This window comes from Xylanibacillus composti (assembly GCF_018403685.1).
GTDB lineage: Bacteria > Bacillota > Bacilli > Paenibacillales > K13 > Xylanibacillus > Xylanibacillus composti.
The window spans coordinates 101,856-117,290 of the sequence record NZ_BOVK01000031.1 but is presented as its reverse complement, the minus strand read 5'-3'; the positions used below and the strand labels follow the sequence as shown (position 1 = coordinate 117,290).

Genomic DNA, 15,435 nt, shown 5'->3' with positions numbered 1-15,435 from the left:
AAAATAGTTTACAGACTCTCTGGCGCCATACGTTCAGCATGCTGTGGGAATTGACCCAGACAAGGATACGATGATGCGTGCACAAACACGGCTTGACGGAATAGCCAATGTGTCGCTCATCAATGGCGACTTTCTTGCCCTGCCAGTTCCCCCTCCGGAAGAATGTTATGATACGGTCATATGCGTAGCAACCTTGCACCATATGGAGCTGAGAGCTGCCCTGTTGAAGATACGACAAGTTCTGGCACCCGGAGGGCGAGTCTTGATTATTGGACTAGCGGCTGACAAATCGATGCTGGATTACTGCATATCGGGACTATACCTATTTCCAATCCGACTCATGGATCGACTTCATGGCGGGATGCAAGATATCGGCGTTCGACTTGCAGAACCCAAGGAATCGATTAGCGAAATTCGCCAAGTGGCTCGCGATGTCTTGCCCGGAGCCATCATCCGACGCCGTTTCTATTATCGATATTCCTTAACTTGGGACAATCCAATGGAGTAGCACTTGTTTCCATTGGATAACACTATATTTATACGGGCTTTTGTTGATGACCGGAATAGACGGTTGAATCTGTAACGGTTATCCATGTCCGTTAGAGCGAAAAAAATGTTCTTTCGATTTTATAACGGTCGCGGCTGTCCATTAGAGGCCCAAAAGCGTCGTTTTGACCTGTCAATTCAGCGCTACCGGTCATCCGTGTCCGTTACAATGTCAAAAACGCTCCATACGCCCTGTAACGGTCATCCCTATCCGTTAGAGTTACTGCAGCAGCGTTTTCATCGGCAGTGGCCGGGCGTCGAGCCGGGCAGAAGAGGTAAGTGGAGGCACTTCAAGTGATTAAGAGAATCCCGGAATCGCGGAAATAACGATTACAGATTTAAAAATATTTGGACCCCAAAATAGAATACGTCAGATTGACATGTCGAAACTACTTAGAACATAATTATTACCATTAAAATAAGGGTCTCTTTTTTATGTGAGCATTTTGCATTAACCTGAGCCCTTGCTAGACAAAGGTTTTCAAACATAAAAAAAGGACTTCACCCCAACTTGGAGAAGTTTTCAAGTGACGAAACCAGAAAACCCAAGGGAGGGAAGTCACTTTGTATATTCTCCAAGAAAGTCTATTTTCCTTTGAAGAACTTCAAAAACTTGAATCTCGAGAACGATTGCCTATCTTCTTCGGCGCACTTGACTTACGTCCGTATGCCAAGGAATTGAGAAACCATTCACCCCGAGGCGCCGATGGCCATTGTAGGCAAGGGATTCTTCGTGCACTGCTTGCTGCCCCGCTTGAGAATATAGATACCTTTACCGGCCTGCATCATCGTTTAGACGTGGACCTTCGCTTTCGTTATCAATGCGGACTTCGGCTTGATAGGAAGGCTCCTTCGATTGCGACATTAAGCCGCGTTTTCGCTGAATTAACCAACAAGGGACTTGCGAAACGCTTGTTCGAAGATCTCGTCGTACAATGTAGGCAGGAAGGAATTATCGACGGAGATCACGTGGCGATCGATAGTGCAGCGATTCATGCCTATGAGAAGAAACAACCGAAACGGAAAAGCGAGTTAACCGGCAATGCCAACTGGGGCGCGAAGTTCGACTCGTTTGGCAACAAGGTCAAGTGGTTTGGCTACAAGCTTCATCTTGCCGTTGACGCGGCAAGCGAGTTGCCGATGGCACTCTTCGTCACACCGGCTCATGTCAATGACGGCGATATGGCCCCTGCCCTTATGAAACAAGTTGCTAAGGGGACGAAAGTGAAATTCTTTATGCTGGATGCCGGATATGACCAACTTAAAAACTATGAAGCGGCACGGAAGCTCAAAGCGCAAGCGATTATCCCGATGAATCTTCGCAATGAGAAGGAACCACCTGCGGGCATGACCTCTAGCGGCACGCCCTGCTGCTCGATGGGTTTTGCCATGACCTATTGGGGTGCCGATGGCGATCACCTGAAATTCCGGTGTCCTCATGCCACTGGGAAGGTCGACTGTCCGCTTGGTATGGCTGCATGCTCATCTTCCAACTATGGAATGGTCGTCAAAGTCAATACGAAAAGCGATCCGCGACGCTACTCGAGTCCACATCGGGAAACGAAACGCTGGAAGGAGCTTTACAACGAAAGAACAAGCGTAGAACGTTGCAATTCCAGATTGAAAACTCATTTGACCGCAGACGCCATGCACGTTTGGGGCATCCAGAAGGTGACCACTCACCAATACTTAAACGCAATTGTGTTGCTGGCTTCTGCGTTAGCGATGGCCCGTCAGTCTAAGGAAGCCGCCGCTTAAAATTTTGATTCAGCAAAAATTCTGCAGGTCTGTTCATTTTGTGATTCAAAGGTGAATCCGGCTAAAATACCGTTCTACTGGCCTAAGAATCTACAGCCAACTTTTCTATAAACGGAATTATGCAAAATGCTCATGTATAAATCGTGATTACATATAAACTCGACTGGAACCTATCGTTCAAATCCCGTTTTCTATACGAACTGCCGGATGGCGTCTATCGGGCGAAAGGAATTTCACGGCGGCGGACACCGGAGGTCGGTTCATGTTTCAATTCGCATACAGGCAGTTGGAGCTTCTACCGATTCAACCGCAAGGAGAAGTACAGGACGTGGCTGTCTTTACGGGCGAGCACTATTCCAAGAATGAGCTTGAGCGAAAGCTCGAACAATGCGAATCCAATTTGTGTTTGGAGAATTTATAATTTTCAATAGCTTTTCACTTTATTTAGATTATAATGGAAGTGAATGGGAAGGAGTCGACCAGGACTCCTTTTCTTCTATCCACTTATAGGTACATGTATATGGGGGAAAAGATGGGGCGTTCCAATTTTGCAAAAGCAGTGTTATTGGTTGCGGCCATATTCATTCTTGCAGCCTGTACTAACGACAATGGGGTTCAACCAGAGAGTGATTTGATTCTTATTCGAGAGACTGATCATGGGCTGTTTTATAGCCAAATATTGAACGAAAATGTAGAGGAAATGATTGAGAGCCTGGCAACCGAATTTGAGTCGAACTACCATCGCATTGTGGATCTATTCGAGTTTCATCCTTCTGCCAAGTCGACTTTTCATGTGTATACGAATCACGATGAATTGATAAGGATAATTGGACGAAATACGGAGGGAACGTAGGATGCCGATGACGACATTATCAAAGTGTATACGCCTGAAAATATAAATAGTCCCAATCTGTACGAAGAATATACATTCCAAGTCATACATGAATTTGTACATTTGGTGATACAACAAATTAATCCTGTGGTCGGTCATGTGAACTGGTTGGACGAGGGAACAGCGTATTACGTTTAAGAGTTATTTGCTGGAAGGGCAAGAACAGTAGGTAGTAAAGTGAAATGTGTGTTGGATAGAGGGTGGAGTTAAGAGATGCCGTTTATCTAGACCAAACGATCATTCTGGGGATAAAGAAAGGGGATTGGGAAAATGAGCACAGATTACAGAAGCAATGAGCCTATTGTAACGTTACCAGGATCGGGGCGCCATTACCAAATGGGTTCCATGTCCAGTGTTTTTTATGCAGACGGCATCGAGACCGATAATCGGTATTGTGTATCAGAATGGTGGCTCGATCCGCTAAGCGATGGGCCCGGACCCCATTCACATGATCAGAACGAAGAGATTTTTTATGTACTGGAAGGGACTATGACTTTTCAAGTTGGCGAACAATTTATCGACGCGCCCAAGGGAACATTCATCCGCATTCCTTCGGGGATGATTCATGATTTTAAGAATAAGACTAAAGACCGTGCGGGAGTCTTAAATATTTTTATACCAGGTGGATTTGAAGAAAACATGCCGAAGATCGTCAAATGGTTTGAAGAAAATCAATAAAGAAGTGTGTTTTGGAACCACTGTATTGTTCGTATAATAAACCGCTTGGTCATTCATTTGAAGCCGTTGCGTTTTACCTAGGGCGGTTTCAAGCGTAAGGTTCTATGCCAACAGGAGGAAAAAAGCTTATCATCGCAATCTTCGTCCTCTTATTGTTGACAGGGTGTCCCGGAGCGGCCGATTACGATTTGGACTTGCCTGGCAACTATTCCGTAATTAGAACGTCTGCTCACCATGTAACGATTGCTCTTAAGTTAGGGGAACGAGGACCGTGGAGCGAAAATCTTATACCTACAAAAGTAACAGAAGTTGCATGGGATGATCGCTATATACTTGCAAAACAAGGTAAACTGAAGCCGGACCTCAACAGCCCCAACGGATACCTGATTCCTGACCCGCTGAACTATCAATTTTGGATTTTGGACATCGATACAGGAGAGGTATCGGGGCCTTATGATGAACATGGGTTTGCAGAAAAAAGAAATGAACTAAATATTGCTGGTGAGATTGTACTAAGAGAGGTGCAGGAATGGAAAGCAAGATAGTTCTTACTTTCCTAAATAAGAAAGGATGACTGTAATGAAATATGTATGGGCGGGTATAATCATCATATGTGCTGTTGTGCCAACATACTACTACATCAAAAATAAGGGTTGGAACAGGAGGTTTCCCTAATGCACGAGGCTGGGAAATATCCGGACGTATGTGAGGCAATGAAGAAACCATTCATGGAAGTAGGCGTAAGGATTGTGAAGAGATACTGGATTCCGTTTTCATTGCTCTACTCTGCGTAGGATCTACGAACGCAACTCCTAAAATAAAGATCAAATACGACACCCGCTATATTCAGGATGTTCTTTTACCTGAATAACGACTTAATTTTAATCCCCAGAGGAGCATGTACTTAGATGCATTTGATTAATCAACTAACACCTGATTTAGTGATTGAGATACTGCTTAAAGCGTGGTCAGTTGATACAAGTTCGAAATGGACTAGGGAGAACCCAGCTAGTGGACAATGCGGAGTTACGGCATTAGTAGTAAACGACTTTTGTGGTGGAGAGATATTGAAAACTCCTATACGTGATGAATGGCATTATTACAACCGAATTCGAGGAGTTGCATTTGATTTCACAGAATCACAATTCTCCGACAAGCCCGTATACTTGGATATTCAATCCAACAGAGATGAAGCATTTACTGATACAAGTCAGAAGCAGTATGAAATGTTAAAGCTTAAGTTTAGTCAATTCCTTCAATCAACTCTGATTACCCAGCACAAACACGGATCTCAACTTGTAACCAGAAGGGATAATTCGAGCATGATGATACATCGTCCGACCATACAAGATTTGGATTTGATCAATGAAATCTTCCTAGAATGTAAGCAGGATCTTGATTATCAGGGGATTTTTCAGTGGGATCACGTATATCCCCATAAAGATGTAATCGTAAAAGATATCATAAATCAGAATATGCACGCTTTAACGAAAGATGGTGAAATAGTAGGGGTCATCACGTTGGATACTAACGAGGAAGAAGAGTACAGGGAGATTTATTGGGCTTATGATGACTGTATGGTTATTCATCGTTTGGTCATTAGACCTTCGCATCAAGGGAAAGGTTTCGCCTACAGACTAATGCAATACATGACATGTGTAACCAAGGTTCGTACAAATCGGTTCGATTGGACGTGTATAGCGGAAATCTCCGAGCAGTGGAGTTTTATAAGAAATTAGGCTACCAGATGCGGGGTGAAGTTCGTTTTCCAAGACGATGCTTACCGTTTTATGGTATGGAAAAGGAGCTTGGGTAGTCGTGGAAATAAAACAAGAAGGGACTGTTTTCTATCCACAGTGACCTTGATTTTATCATGAATGAGATGAAGCATTTTCAGAAGCCGTGGTTTATTTCGGGAGGCTGGGCCATTGACTTGGCAATCGGGTGTGTCACTAGAAGCCACAAAGATATAGACATCTGTGTGTTCCGGGAAGATACCAATGTCATTTTTGATTACTTCCATGAATGGGAAATCCATGTGGCAATTCCAGGCGAGCACCGTTTAGAGCCGTGTACTAGCAAAGAGGATGTCCATCCCCCGCGGTACTGTTTGCATCTTTTCAAAGAGAAGGATTTTATCGAAATTCTACTGACGGAAAGACAGGGAGAGAACGTGAAATTCAGAAAGAATCGGGAGATTTGGATGAATGTATCCGAGTTCTCCCATGTTGATAACCAAGGCAGACCTTACGTGGATCCTGCTTGGCAGTTACTGTTTAAGGGATTGACTTCGAGAGAACAGGATGAGCATGATTTCTATACGTTCCTGCCAAATATGAATGAGAAACAGAGAACATGGTTGAGGAAGGGACTAAGCATCATGAAACCTGATTCGAAGTGGATGCAAGATCTGAAAGAACAATAAAACAGTAGAGGTGGGAGAGCGGAATGATTACGATTTTATTCTGGCCTTTCATGATTGCATCAGTAGTTCTATCTATCTTGGGGATATGGATAAAAAGTCATCGACTTTTCTATGCTTCTGCTATATGTATCATTCCCATGTCTATATATTTAGCTGGTTGGCCGCTGTTTCGGATTTGGGGATTACTGTTCCCGTTGTTTTATGTAGGGGCAGCAATATCAATGAAAAAGGATAGACGCTCCCTTTCATTGTTGGCTTGTCTGCCTGTATATTTTGTCATTGGTTGGCTGGCATTTATTGTTTTGAATCAGTAGAGACCGCCGAAGCGCTTGCTATGCTTGCCTCGTTCAAGGTCAGCCGGGGGATTTTACTCTTTTCATGCTTTGTGTTATGATGATAAACAACTATGAAGGGACAAGGAGGAAGAGAGATCTGTTATGAATAAGCAACTTATGTATCAACGTCTTATGATATGGATCTGTCTGCTATTCTTGCTCTTTTCAGCTATTCCCGCCATGCAAGCCAGTGCGGGGGATGGATCTCTGATCCCGATTTCCTCGAATCATGAACAGCCCCCTCATCAATTGGAAGGCGAAACCCATTCAGAATTCACCTATCATGTAAAAGCAGGTTTAAATGCCCAATCTCTCCCGTTTCCACAGAAGTGGGCTATTGTCGTTGTCCTCACGCTGTTTGCCCTTCTCAAAGTGCTGACCTCCAATATTAACCACCATTCTGTGTATGTTCCCCAACTGATGAAGCATGCTTTACTCCGACCGCTTAAATTCACCTCTAATTACACGTCCTAATAGGCAGGTACCCGTTTCACAAGATGATTATGTTTTTGCGTGAGCATCGAACATGCTTTGTTCAGATGCGGGTTTTTTATTCTGCCTATAAGGAGTTTTTCAATTGAATATTCGAAGGACGGTAGTCTTTTTTGTGACGGTTATTCTTACGTTCGCCGTTATTCTCACGACCACTCCAGCCATTATGAATGGTTTGAAGCTGGGTTTGGACCTCAAGGGCGGTTTTGAAATTTTGTATGAGGCCAAGCCTGTTGAGGAAGGCACTGCGATCACTTGCGATGCGCTCCTGCAGACGGCGCGTATGCTGGAACAGCGTGCAGATGCGTATGGCGTCGCTGAACCAGAAGTCACCCCCGAGGGGGAAGACCGCATCCGTGCGCGGATTGCTGGTGTTTCCAATGAAGAGCAAGTGAGAGAAATGATGAGAAAGCCGGCAGAGTTGACCTTTCGCGGACCCGACGGAACGATAGAAATGAGAGGGATTGACTTCAAAGAAGGAGCTGCGGAGGTGGGGTTTGATGAGATCAACCGTCCCATCATCCACATTGAAGTGAAAGACCCGCATAAGCTGCGGCAGGTATCCGAAAAGTTGCTTGGCCAGCCGTTGAAGATTTATTTGGACGAAGAACAAATATCCGCGCCGATCATTCAACATGTGTTGCCCAATGGCAATGCGACCATATCCGGTTCTTTTACCCGGGAAGAGGCGCAAGAACTAGCGGATATCATCAACCTGGGCGCACTCCCTTTGCAATTGACAGAGAAATATACACAATCGGTTGGGGCAACGCTTGGTCAGCAGTCTCTGGAACAGACGGTCACAGCGGGTGTGATCGCATCCATTCTGATTCTGCTTTTTATGGTGGGTATGTACCGGGTTCCCGGTATAATTGCAAGCATCACGCTCATTACCTATACATGGGCCTTATTGCTGATATTCGACTGGATGAACGCAACGCTAACCTTGCCGGGAATTGCTGCCTTTGTTCTAGGAATTGGGATGGCTGTGGATGCCAATATTATAACCTACGAGAGAATCAAGGATGAGCTGAAGAGCGGAAAAAGCATACCTTCCGCGATGAAAGTGGGCTCCAGACAATCGTTGAGGACGATTCTGGACAGCAACATCACCACCATTCTTGCCGGTGTCGTCCTGTATTATCTGGGAACGGGCGCAATCCAGGGATTTGCCTTGACGTTAATTTTAAGCATTGTGCTCAGCATGGTCACCAATGTTTTCATGTCCAGATGGCTGCTGCAGCAGCTGATTCGCTCCGGCATGATCCGCAGAACGGAATGGCTGGGGGTCAAGGCGTCTGAAATTGGATCATTATCCGATTCAAATGGAGCTTCCCCTGCCAAATGGACGCGTGCTATCGATTTTGTTAAATGGAAAAAGCCATTTTTCCTTATATCCCTGATGATTACAGCCGTCGGCATCGTTTCCCTGATGGTGTTTCAGTTGAATCTTGGCGTTGATTTCAAAGCGGGGACCAGCTTAGATGTGACCGTAGGCAAGGAAATCAATCGGGAGCAAGCTCAGGAGCTATTCAAAATCGCAGGTCATACACCGGCTTCCTTGACAGTTGGCGGAAATCCGGCGGAACGGGTGTCCGCCCGCTTCGACCGTGTGCTGACTGGAGAAGAAATCGAACGAATCATGGACGTTTTCCGTGATTCGTTTGGCGAGCAATCGTCCGCCGAAGAAAATACGGTAGACCCAGGCATTGCGCGGGAACTGGCGCAAAAAGCCATCTATGCCGTTGCAGCCGCGAGTGTGGGAATTGCGCTCTATGTCAGCTTGCGATTTGAATGGCGCTTTGCACTGGCAGCGATAATTGCAATTATGCATGACGCATTTATGGTCATCGGCGCTTTCTCGCTTTTCAGACTTGAGGTCAATTTGCCTTTTGTGGCGGCTGTGCTGACCATTATCGGCTATTCGATCAATGACACCATCGTCATTTTTGATCGCATCAGAGAAAACATGGCGAAGGGGACGCAGAAATCAGCAAAAGCTTTGGAGGATTTGGTGAATAGCAGTATCCAGCAAACGTTAACCCGTTCCATCAATACCGGGATAACTGTTCTTTTCGCCTCGTTAATCTTGTTTTTATTCGGCAGTGAGTCAATCAAGCTGTTTTCATTGGCTATGACGTTAGGTCTGGTGTTTGGCGTCTATTCATCGATATGTATTGCCAGCCAGATTTGGCTGGTATTGAAGAAAAGATCCATGCATTCACAATCTGTCACCGTATCTGAGCCATAATCGCTCGGAGGCTGTGAGATGTTCTTATTCTTCCATTGTGTATTGACCGGACGCGTCTTTTAGGTGTTAGGAAGAATAATCATTCGCAAGTGCTGCGGATAAGCGATCAGGCAGTTGCTGTCGCACATGAGGATTCACTTCTGGAGATTCATAGCATTCCATTCAAAAAACCCTTAGTATTAAGGGTTTTTTTCTTTTATCCAGCGTCTCTGTTCGTTGTTCATATTAGATGATTTATGACCATGCGACCATTGTGTGATTCAATATATCATTTCAATGTTATATTTGGCCCTTAAGAACAAACGACTTAGGTTTTCTTAGCGTTTATAACTAATGACTTAGGACAAACAAGTTGTTAATATGTAATCAAACATAACACAATAAGCCGTTTCGTCTTCAGTTTATCATCAAAAAGCATATTTTTCAGGGAGGTGTGTGTCATCAAAATTTACGTTCTAAAATATGCTTTTCAAATTATTCCTGTCCTTTTCATTATTTCCTCGGTCATTTTCATCCTCATTTTTGTAACCGGCGATCCGGTCGCATTAATGCTGGCGGAAACCGCCACCCCTGAGCAGATTGAAGGGTTGCGGGAAGCGCTGGGCTTGAACCGTCCGCTCTATGAGCAATACGGCATGTATATGTGGAATTTGGTGCAAGGGAATTTTGGCACATCCTATGTGTTCCAGCAAGATGCGCTCTCGCTCGTCTTGGAGAGGCTGCCTCTAACGTTGCAGCTTGGCGCGGCATCGATGGTTTTCGCTTTAGTCATGGCGATCCCGCTGGGGATTTTCTCCGCAATGAGAAAGAACACCTTTGTTGATTTGATCATAACCGGCACTTCTGTATTGGGCAAGGCGGTTCCTAATTTCTGGTTAGCCATCATGCTGATTCTGGTATTCTCGATTACGCTGTCCCTTTTTCCTGTATCCGGACACGGGACCTGGATGCATCTCATCCTGCCCGCCGTCACGCTGGGAAGCAATACGGCAGCCGAGATCACGCGTCTGATTCGTTCCAGCATGTTGGATGTTCTGAGTCAAGACTATATCCGGACAGCCAAGAGCAAAGGGGTATCCAGCTTCACTATTATTTTTAGACACGCATTTCGAAATTGCCTGATTCCTGTCGTTACAATTCTGGCCATGCAAATGCAGTGGGTCGTAGGCGGAGCCATTATTACCGAGGCGATCTTTGCCTGGCCGGGAATGGGGCAGTTGTTAGTCAGCTCGATTAACGTTCGGGATATGTCGGTCGTGCAGGCGGTTGTCATCGTAAGCGCATTGGCCATCATCCTCATGAACTTTTTGGCGGATATCACTTATCGCCTCATCGATCCAAGGATTAAATACGAATAGGGAGGGAGTGGGAGATGGCAGCAGAGATCCGAATGGAGAGGCCGGGCGCCTCAAGCAGTCAATATGAGGTTGGAAGGAAGATCAGTCCGTTCGCCAGATGGACGAAGCTCTTGCTGAATAGCAAGACGGGGACGGTTGGCTTCATCATTGTGGTTGCTGTGATACTAATGGCGGCATTTGCTCCTTATCTGGCGCCGCATGATCCGACTGTGATGGATATTCGCAATACGTTGACACCGCCGGCGTGGGCGGAGGGAGGTTCCATGCAGCACATCTTGGGCACGGACAATCTCGGTCGGGATGTATTAAGCCGTCTGATTTATGGAGCACAAGTTTCCTTGCTGGTCAGCGGTGTGTCGGTTGTTATAGCTGCGTTCATTGGCATTTTGCTGGGAATTGTCTGCGGATTTTATGGCGGCAAATGGTTTGATACGGCGATTATGCGATTGGTGGATGCCAAGATGGCTATTCCGGGCATTCTGTTGATGCTCGTCATTATCGGCGTGTTCGGCTCAAGCGTCTCCACGCTGATCATCGTGATCGGGCTAACGGAATGGACGATGTTCACCCGGCTGATACGCGGTGAAGTATTAAGCATCAAACAGCGGGATTATGTGCGGGCGGCGCGGTCGATCGGCAGCCGGGATCGAACGATCATGTTCACCCATATTCTGCCGAATATCGCTTCGCTATGTATTGTCGTCTCTACACTGGCGGTAGGCAGCAACATTATTTTGGAAGCTTCGCTCAGTTACCTCGGACTCGGGATTCAACCCCCTGCCGTGTCCTGGGGGTACATGCTGAACGAAGGAAGGGATCACATAGCAACAAGCTGGTGGATTGCAGCTTTTCCTGGTTTGGCCATTACGATTACCGTACTGGGGATTATCTTTCTGGGTGATTGGCTGCGGGATGTGTTCGATCCGCGCTCGCAAGGGCGGCGATCCTGACGTTTATAGAAGTACTCATATTTTCAGGAGGGATGAGGCATGGCGAAACAAGAGGCTTTGCTGGAAGTGCGTGACCTGAGAACCTATTTCCATACGGAAAGCGGAACGACACGCTCGGTGGATGGGGTCTCTCTGAAGATCAAACCGGGCGAGGTGCTTGGTATCGTGGGCGAATCCGGCTGCGGAAAAAGCGTGACCTCCTTTTCGATTATGGGACTTGTGGAGGCGCCGGGCAAAATTGAAGGAGGTGAAATCCTGTTTGAGGACAAGGACTTAACGAAGCTGTCCAAAAAACAATTGAAACACATTCAAGGAAACGCCATTTCCATGATCTTTCAAGAGCCCTTGACTTCATTAAATCCGTTGCTGTCCGTAGGCTTCCAGATTGCCGAGAATATCACCCTGCATCAAACGGTCGACAAGAAGACGGCGAAGGCGAAGAGCATCGAGATGTTGAGAAAAGTGGGAATCCCGCGTCCGGAAGAAGTGTACCGTGCATATCCGCATGAATTAAGCGGCGGTATGCGGCAGCGGGTGATGATTGCGATAGCGCTGTCATGCAATCCGAAGCTGCTGATTGCAGATGAGCCCACTACAGCTTTGGATGTAACCATACAAGCGCAAATCTTGAAGCTGATGATGGATTTAAGATCAGAGCTAAACACTTCCATTATGATCATTACGCATGACCTTGGCGTTGTGGCGGAGATCGCGGACCGTGTTGTCGTTATGTACGCCGGTCAGGTTGTCGAGGAGGGGGACGTGTTCCAGTTGTTTCAATCCCCGGCGCATCCGTACACGCTGGGTCTCATGAACAGTACGCCGAAAATAGATGAATGGAACGAAGTGCTGGAATCCATCCCGGGAACGGTTCCTGTTGCTTCGAATATGCCGATAGGCTGCCGGTTCCATCCCCGCTGTCCGTATGCGATGGAGAAATGCGTGAAGCAGGAACCGCCGTTGGCGCAGATCAACGCGGGGGCGAATGTGCGATGCTGGCTGCATGAGCATGGGGAGGTGAGCTTGGTTGAAGGATTTGAGCAGAGACGAGAAGCCGCTGTTGGAGGTTAAAGGTGTCAAAAAGTACTTCGATGTGACAAAGGGGTGGTTTGCCCGGGAGAAGGTCTACCTGCGGGCTGTAGATGGTGTGGATTTCAAGGTGTATCGAGGAGAAACGTTTGGCATTGTAGGTGAATCCGGATCCGGGAAGTCCACTACTGGCAACGTCGTCATGCGCTTGCTCGAGGCGACGGAAGGGGAAATTTGGTTTGACGGTGTGGATTTGCGCACATTGACGCCGGAGCAAATGCGGGAGAAGCGCAAAGACATTCAGATGGTATTCCAGGACCCGTTCTCCTCGCTGAATCCGCGAATGCGCGTCAAGGATATTATAGCCGAGCCGCTTCGCGCACATCGGGTCGCGGAGGGGGAGAGGCTGGATCGTCGAGTAGCCGAGTTGATGGACATTGTCGGGCTGAGCCCGTCGTTTGTGAACCGGTATCCGCACGAGTTCAGCGGAGGCCAGCGGCAGCGCATCGGAATTGCCCGGGCGCTGGCGCTGCAGCCGAAATTGATCGTATGCGACGAAGCGGTTTCTGCGCTGGACGTATCGATTCAATCGCAAATTTTGAATTTGCTTTCCGAGCTTCAGAAGGAATTCCATCTGACCTATATGTTTATCGGACACGGACTCCCTGCGTTGAAGCATATCAGCGACCGCATTGCAGTGATGTATCTGGGGAAAATCGTGGAGATCGCAACCAAGCGGCAGTTATTTACCGAGCCCCGTCACCCATATACGGCGGCATTGCTTTCCTCGATTCCCATTTCCACGCCCTCGATGCGCGGGAAGCGGCAGCGGATCATCCTGGAAGGGGAATTGCCGAGTCCGACAAATCCTCCGCCCGGATGCAAATTCCATACACGCTGCAGCTTCGCGAGCGATCTCTGCAAATCGAAGGAGCCGTCCTTGGAGGAGGAGCCTTCTACCGGGCATCAAGTAGCCTGCCACCACCCTGTGACAGGGAAGGCAGCTCCCGAATTACCATACATCGGCACGATGTTAAGGAAAATTCCTTAATTTCGCATACAAAATCCTAAGGGAGAAATGGAGAGAAGCTGTATGTTAAAGAGAAATGCAAGGCGTGTTCCCCTATTCTTGTTGATTGTGATGATGGTCTTGCTCGCCGCTTGCAGCGAGAATTCTGCTGTTCCCTCGCAGAGTGATCGATCTGCGGACGAGGGCGAAGGTGCGCAATCAAGCGGCACAGACAGTGAGCTGCATATTGCGCTCACGTTCGATATGGATACGCCGGATACCCATAATTCCACATCGGTATCGACTGAAAGCATCATGGTCAACGTACTGGACTACTTGCTCAGACGGGACAATGCCGGAAGCTTGCAGCCCCATTTGGTCGAAACCTATGAGAATGTGGATGACACTACTTGGTCGTTCCGGTTGAAGGAGGGCATAACCTTCCACAATGGCGATCCGATGACGGCAGAGGATATCAAGTTCTCGTTGGAACGTGTCGCTACAGACGATATGCTGCAGCAGCACGTGCATTACAAGTCGATCAAAGAAGTCCGCGTCATAGACGACTATAACTTTGACATTATTACACACGAACCGGATCCTGCGCTCCCGTATCGCATTGCTCGAGAAGGCTCGGGCATCTTCCCGAAATCCTATATAGAAGAAGCAGGGTGGGATGAATTCTTGAAGAAGCCGATCGGAAGCGGGCCGTACAGATTCGTGGAATGGCGGAAAGATGACCGCGTCATTCTTGAGAAGTATGATCGTTATTTCAATGGCGATGTTTCAGAATGGGATACAGTCGTCTTCCGCACGATTCCGGAGGCCTCTACTCGAATTGGGGAGCTGTTGACCGGAGGCATTGATGTCGCTTCGTCCGTTCCGGTTACCGATTGGGATCGCATACAGAACCATGATGGAACATCGGCAATCGAGGCAGAAACGACCGTTATGTCGATGATCATGGTGAACCAGAATGAAGCATTTGCGACATCGGATCCGAAAGTGCGCGAAGCGATCGATTATGCGATTGACAATCAGGCATTGGCTGACAAATTTACGAACGGTCTTGCCGTCCCTTCCCGTACTCGCGTTATTCCAGGAGTGTTAGGGTTCGAGGAAAGCTTGCACAACACCTATCGATACGACCCGGAACGTGCGCGCGAATTGCTGCAAGAGGCTGGATATAACGATGACTTGGAGATTTCATTCGGTACGATGCAGGGCACGAGTATTTACTCGAACAGCGAAATGGCGCAGTTGATCGCGGGCATGCTGGAAGCAGTCGGCATTAAGGTGAATCTGGAAGTGCACGAGAGATCGCAATATGTGGATGTTCGCAATACCGGGAAGAATAAGGAGCTTCTGCTTGTTGGCTGGAACAACCTGTTGTTCGACGCTTCATTGGCCGTGGATCACTTCCGTTCCGATTATAATCCGGCGGGCTTCGGATACAGCAATCCAAGAGTGGATGAGCTGATTGAGAAGGCGCGAGTCAACATGAATGCTGAGGAGCGGGCCGAGCAATATCAGGAAATTCAACGTATCGTAGCAGAAGAATTGCCTTATATCTACGTTTATCAATTCAAGGATATTATGGGGATTAATGATGCGCTGGACTACGAACCGCGCGTGGATCAGATGTTCTATGTGGAGGAAATCAAGCGGAAATAGCCCGGGCTTCATAGGGGATTACACACTAAGATGAAAGG

The 15,435-nt window shown here is 47.3% G+C and carries 16 protein-coding genes and 1 pseudogene; all 17 read left to right on the top strand.

What is annotated here, in order from left to right; translation table 11 throughout:
• Nucleotides 1–19: 19 nt before the first annotated feature.
• The 17 genes and pseudogenes from XYCOK13_RS12475 to XYCOK13_RS12400 all read left to right on the top strand — a co-directional run bounded on the left by XYCOK13_RS12475 (nucleotide 20) and on the right by XYCOK13_RS12400 (nucleotide 15,397).
• Nucleotides 20–508, top strand: coding sequence for a class I SAM-dependent methyltransferase (locus XYCOK13_RS12475; protein WP_280520897.1), 489 nt, complete (start codon nucleotides 20–22; stop codon nucleotides 506–508).
• A 602-nt stretch (nucleotides 509–1,110) separates the two neighbouring features.
• Complete coding sequence (locus tag XYCOK13_RS12470; RefSeq protein ID WP_213412481.1) at nucleotides 1,111–2,304, top strand: transposase; 1,194 nt, start codon at nucleotides 1,111–1,113, stop codon at nucleotides 2,302–2,304.
• A gap of 262 nt (nucleotides 2,305–2,566) precedes the next feature.
• Nucleotides 2,567–2,725 (top strand): GTP-binding protein, encoded by a 159-nt coding sequence (locus tag XYCOK13_RS12465; RefSeq protein WP_213412480.1) that lies wholly within the window; start codon nucleotides 2,567–2,569, stop codon nucleotides 2,723–2,725.
• Between the two features lie 111 nt (nucleotides 2,726–2,836).
• Nucleotides 2,837–3,157 carry a hypothetical protein gene (locus tag XYCOK13_RS12460; RefSeq protein WP_213412479.1) on the top strand — a complete coding sequence of 107 codons (321 nt, stop codon included), beginning with the start codon at nucleotides 2,837–2,839 and terminating at the stop codon, nucleotides 3,155–3,157.
• A 309-nt stretch (nucleotides 3,158–3,466) separates the two neighbouring features.
• A complete protein-coding gene (locus tag XYCOK13_RS12455) occupies nucleotides 3,467–3,874 on the top strand; it encodes a cupin domain-containing protein (protein ID WP_213412478.1) in 408 nt (135 codons plus the stop codon).
• A gap of 104 nt (nucleotides 3,875–3,978) precedes the next feature.
• Entirely contained in the window at nucleotides 3,979–4,419 is a 441-nt protein-coding gene (locus XYCOK13_RS12450) for a DUF3997 domain-containing protein (protein WP_213412477.1), read from the top strand.
• A gap of 363 nt (nucleotides 4,420–4,782) precedes the next feature.
• Nucleotides 4,783–5,133: pseudogene (locus XYCOK13_RS21925) on the top strand (YunG family protein); the annotation flags it as partial.
• A 63-nt stretch (nucleotides 5,134–5,196) separates the two neighbouring features.
• Complete coding sequence (locus XYCOK13_RS21920) at nucleotides 5,197–5,613, top strand: GNAT family N-acetyltransferase (protein ID WP_308443027.1); 417 nt, start codon at nucleotides 5,197–5,199, stop codon at nucleotides 5,611–5,613.
• 134 nt (nucleotides 5,614–5,747) lie between these two features.
• Nucleotides 5,748–6,299, top strand: a complete 552-nt coding sequence (locus tag XYCOK13_RS12440; protein WP_213412475.1) for a nucleotidyltransferase domain-containing protein — start codon at nucleotides 5,748–5,750, stop codon at nucleotides 6,297–6,299.
• A gap of 23 nt (nucleotides 6,300–6,322) precedes the next feature.
• Entirely contained in the window at nucleotides 6,323–6,613 is a 291-nt protein-coding gene (locus tag XYCOK13_RS12435) for a hypothetical protein (RefSeq protein ID WP_213412474.1), read from the top strand.
• Between the two features lie 123 nt (nucleotides 6,614–6,736).
• Nucleotides 6,737–7,108: a hypothetical protein gene (locus tag XYCOK13_RS12430; RefSeq protein WP_213412473.1), complete on the top strand. Its 372-nt coding sequence runs from the start codon at nucleotides 6,737–6,739 to the stop codon at nucleotides 7,106–7,108.
• A 103-nt stretch (nucleotides 7,109–7,211) separates the two neighbouring features.
• Nucleotides 7,212–9,377, top strand: a complete 2,166-nt coding sequence (gene secD / locus XYCOK13_RS12425; RefSeq protein WP_213412472.1) for a protein translocase subunit SecD — start codon at nucleotides 7,212–7,214, stop codon at nucleotides 9,375–9,377.
• Nucleotides 9,378–9,817: 440 nt separating this feature from the next.
• Nucleotides 9,818–10,735: an ABC transporter permease gene (locus XYCOK13_RS12420; protein WP_213412491.1), complete on the top strand. Its 918-nt coding sequence runs from the start codon at nucleotides 9,818–9,820 to the stop codon at nucleotides 10,733–10,735.
• Between the two features lie 14 nt (nucleotides 10,736–10,749).
• Nucleotides 10,750–11,685, top strand: a complete 936-nt coding sequence (locus XYCOK13_RS12415) for an ABC transporter permease (RefSeq protein WP_213412471.1) — start codon at nucleotides 10,750–10,752, stop codon at nucleotides 11,683–11,685.
• A 39-nt stretch (nucleotides 11,686–11,724) separates the two neighbouring features.
• The gene (locus XYCOK13_RS12410) at nucleotides 11,725–12,756 is read left to right on the top strand and encodes an ABC transporter ATP-binding protein (protein ID WP_213412470.1); all 1,032 of its coding nucleotides are present in this window, start codon (nucleotides 11,725–11,727) and stop codon (nucleotides 12,754–12,756) included.
• On the top strand, nucleotides 12,722–13,765 hold the full coding sequence (locus XYCOK13_RS12405; RefSeq protein ID WP_213412490.1) for an ABC transporter ATP-binding protein: 1,044 nt from the start codon (nucleotides 12,722–12,724) through the stop codon (nucleotides 13,763–13,765). Before XYCOK13_RS12410 ends, XYCOK13_RS12405 begins: the two co-directional genes overlap by 35 nt.
• Nucleotides 13,766–13,807: 42 nt before the next feature.
• Nucleotides 13,808–15,397, top strand: a complete 1,590-nt coding sequence (locus XYCOK13_RS12400) for an ABC transporter substrate-binding protein (protein ID WP_213412469.1) — start codon at nucleotides 13,808–13,810, stop codon at nucleotides 15,395–15,397.
• The last annotated feature ends 38 nt before the right edge of the window (nucleotides 15,398–15,435 follow it).

Bases quoted from the DNA above. Each gene is read 5' to 3' on its own strand.
- XYCOK13_RS12450 (WP_213412477.1), top strand. From the start codon at position 3,979: ATGCCAACAGGAGGAAAAAAGCTTATCATCGCAATCTTCGTCCTCTTA.
- XYCOK13_RS12400 (WP_213412469.1), top strand. From the start codon at position 13,808: ATGTTAAAGAGAAATGCAAGGCGTGTTCCCCTATTCTTGTTGATTGTG.
- XYCOK13_RS12410 (WP_213412470.1), top strand. From the start codon at position 11,725: ATGGCGAAACAAGAGGCTTTGCTGGAAGTGCGTGACCTGAGAACCTAT.
- XYCOK13_RS12415 (WP_213412471.1), top strand. From the start codon at position 10,750: ATGGCAGCAGAGATCCGAATGGAGAGGCCGGGCGCCTCAAGCAGTCAA.
- XYCOK13_RS12465 (WP_213412480.1), top strand. From the start codon at position 2,567: ATGTTTCAATTCGCATACAGGCAGTTGGAGCTTCTACCGATTCAACCG.
- XYCOK13_RS21920 (WP_308443027.1), top strand. From the start codon at position 5,197: ATGATGATACATCGTCCGACCATACAAGATTTGGATTTGATCAATGAA.
- XYCOK13_RS12460 (WP_213412479.1), top strand. From the start codon at position 2,837: ATGGGGCGTTCCAATTTTGCAAAAGCAGTGTTATTGGTTGCGGCCATA.
- XYCOK13_RS12455 (WP_213412478.1), top strand. From the start codon at position 3,467: ATGAGCACAGATTACAGAAGCAATGAGCCTATTGTAACGTTACCAGGA.
- XYCOK13_RS12430 (WP_213412473.1), top strand. From the start codon at position 6,737: ATGAATAAGCAACTTATGTATCAACGTCTTATGATATGGATCTGTCTG.
- XYCOK13_RS12440 (WP_213412475.1), top strand. From the start codon at position 5,748: ATGAATGAGATGAAGCATTTTCAGAAGCCGTGGTTTATTTCGGGAGGC.
- XYCOK13_RS12435 (WP_213412474.1), top strand. From the start codon at position 6,323: ATGATTACGATTTTATTCTGGCCTTTCATGATTGCATCAGTAGTTCTA.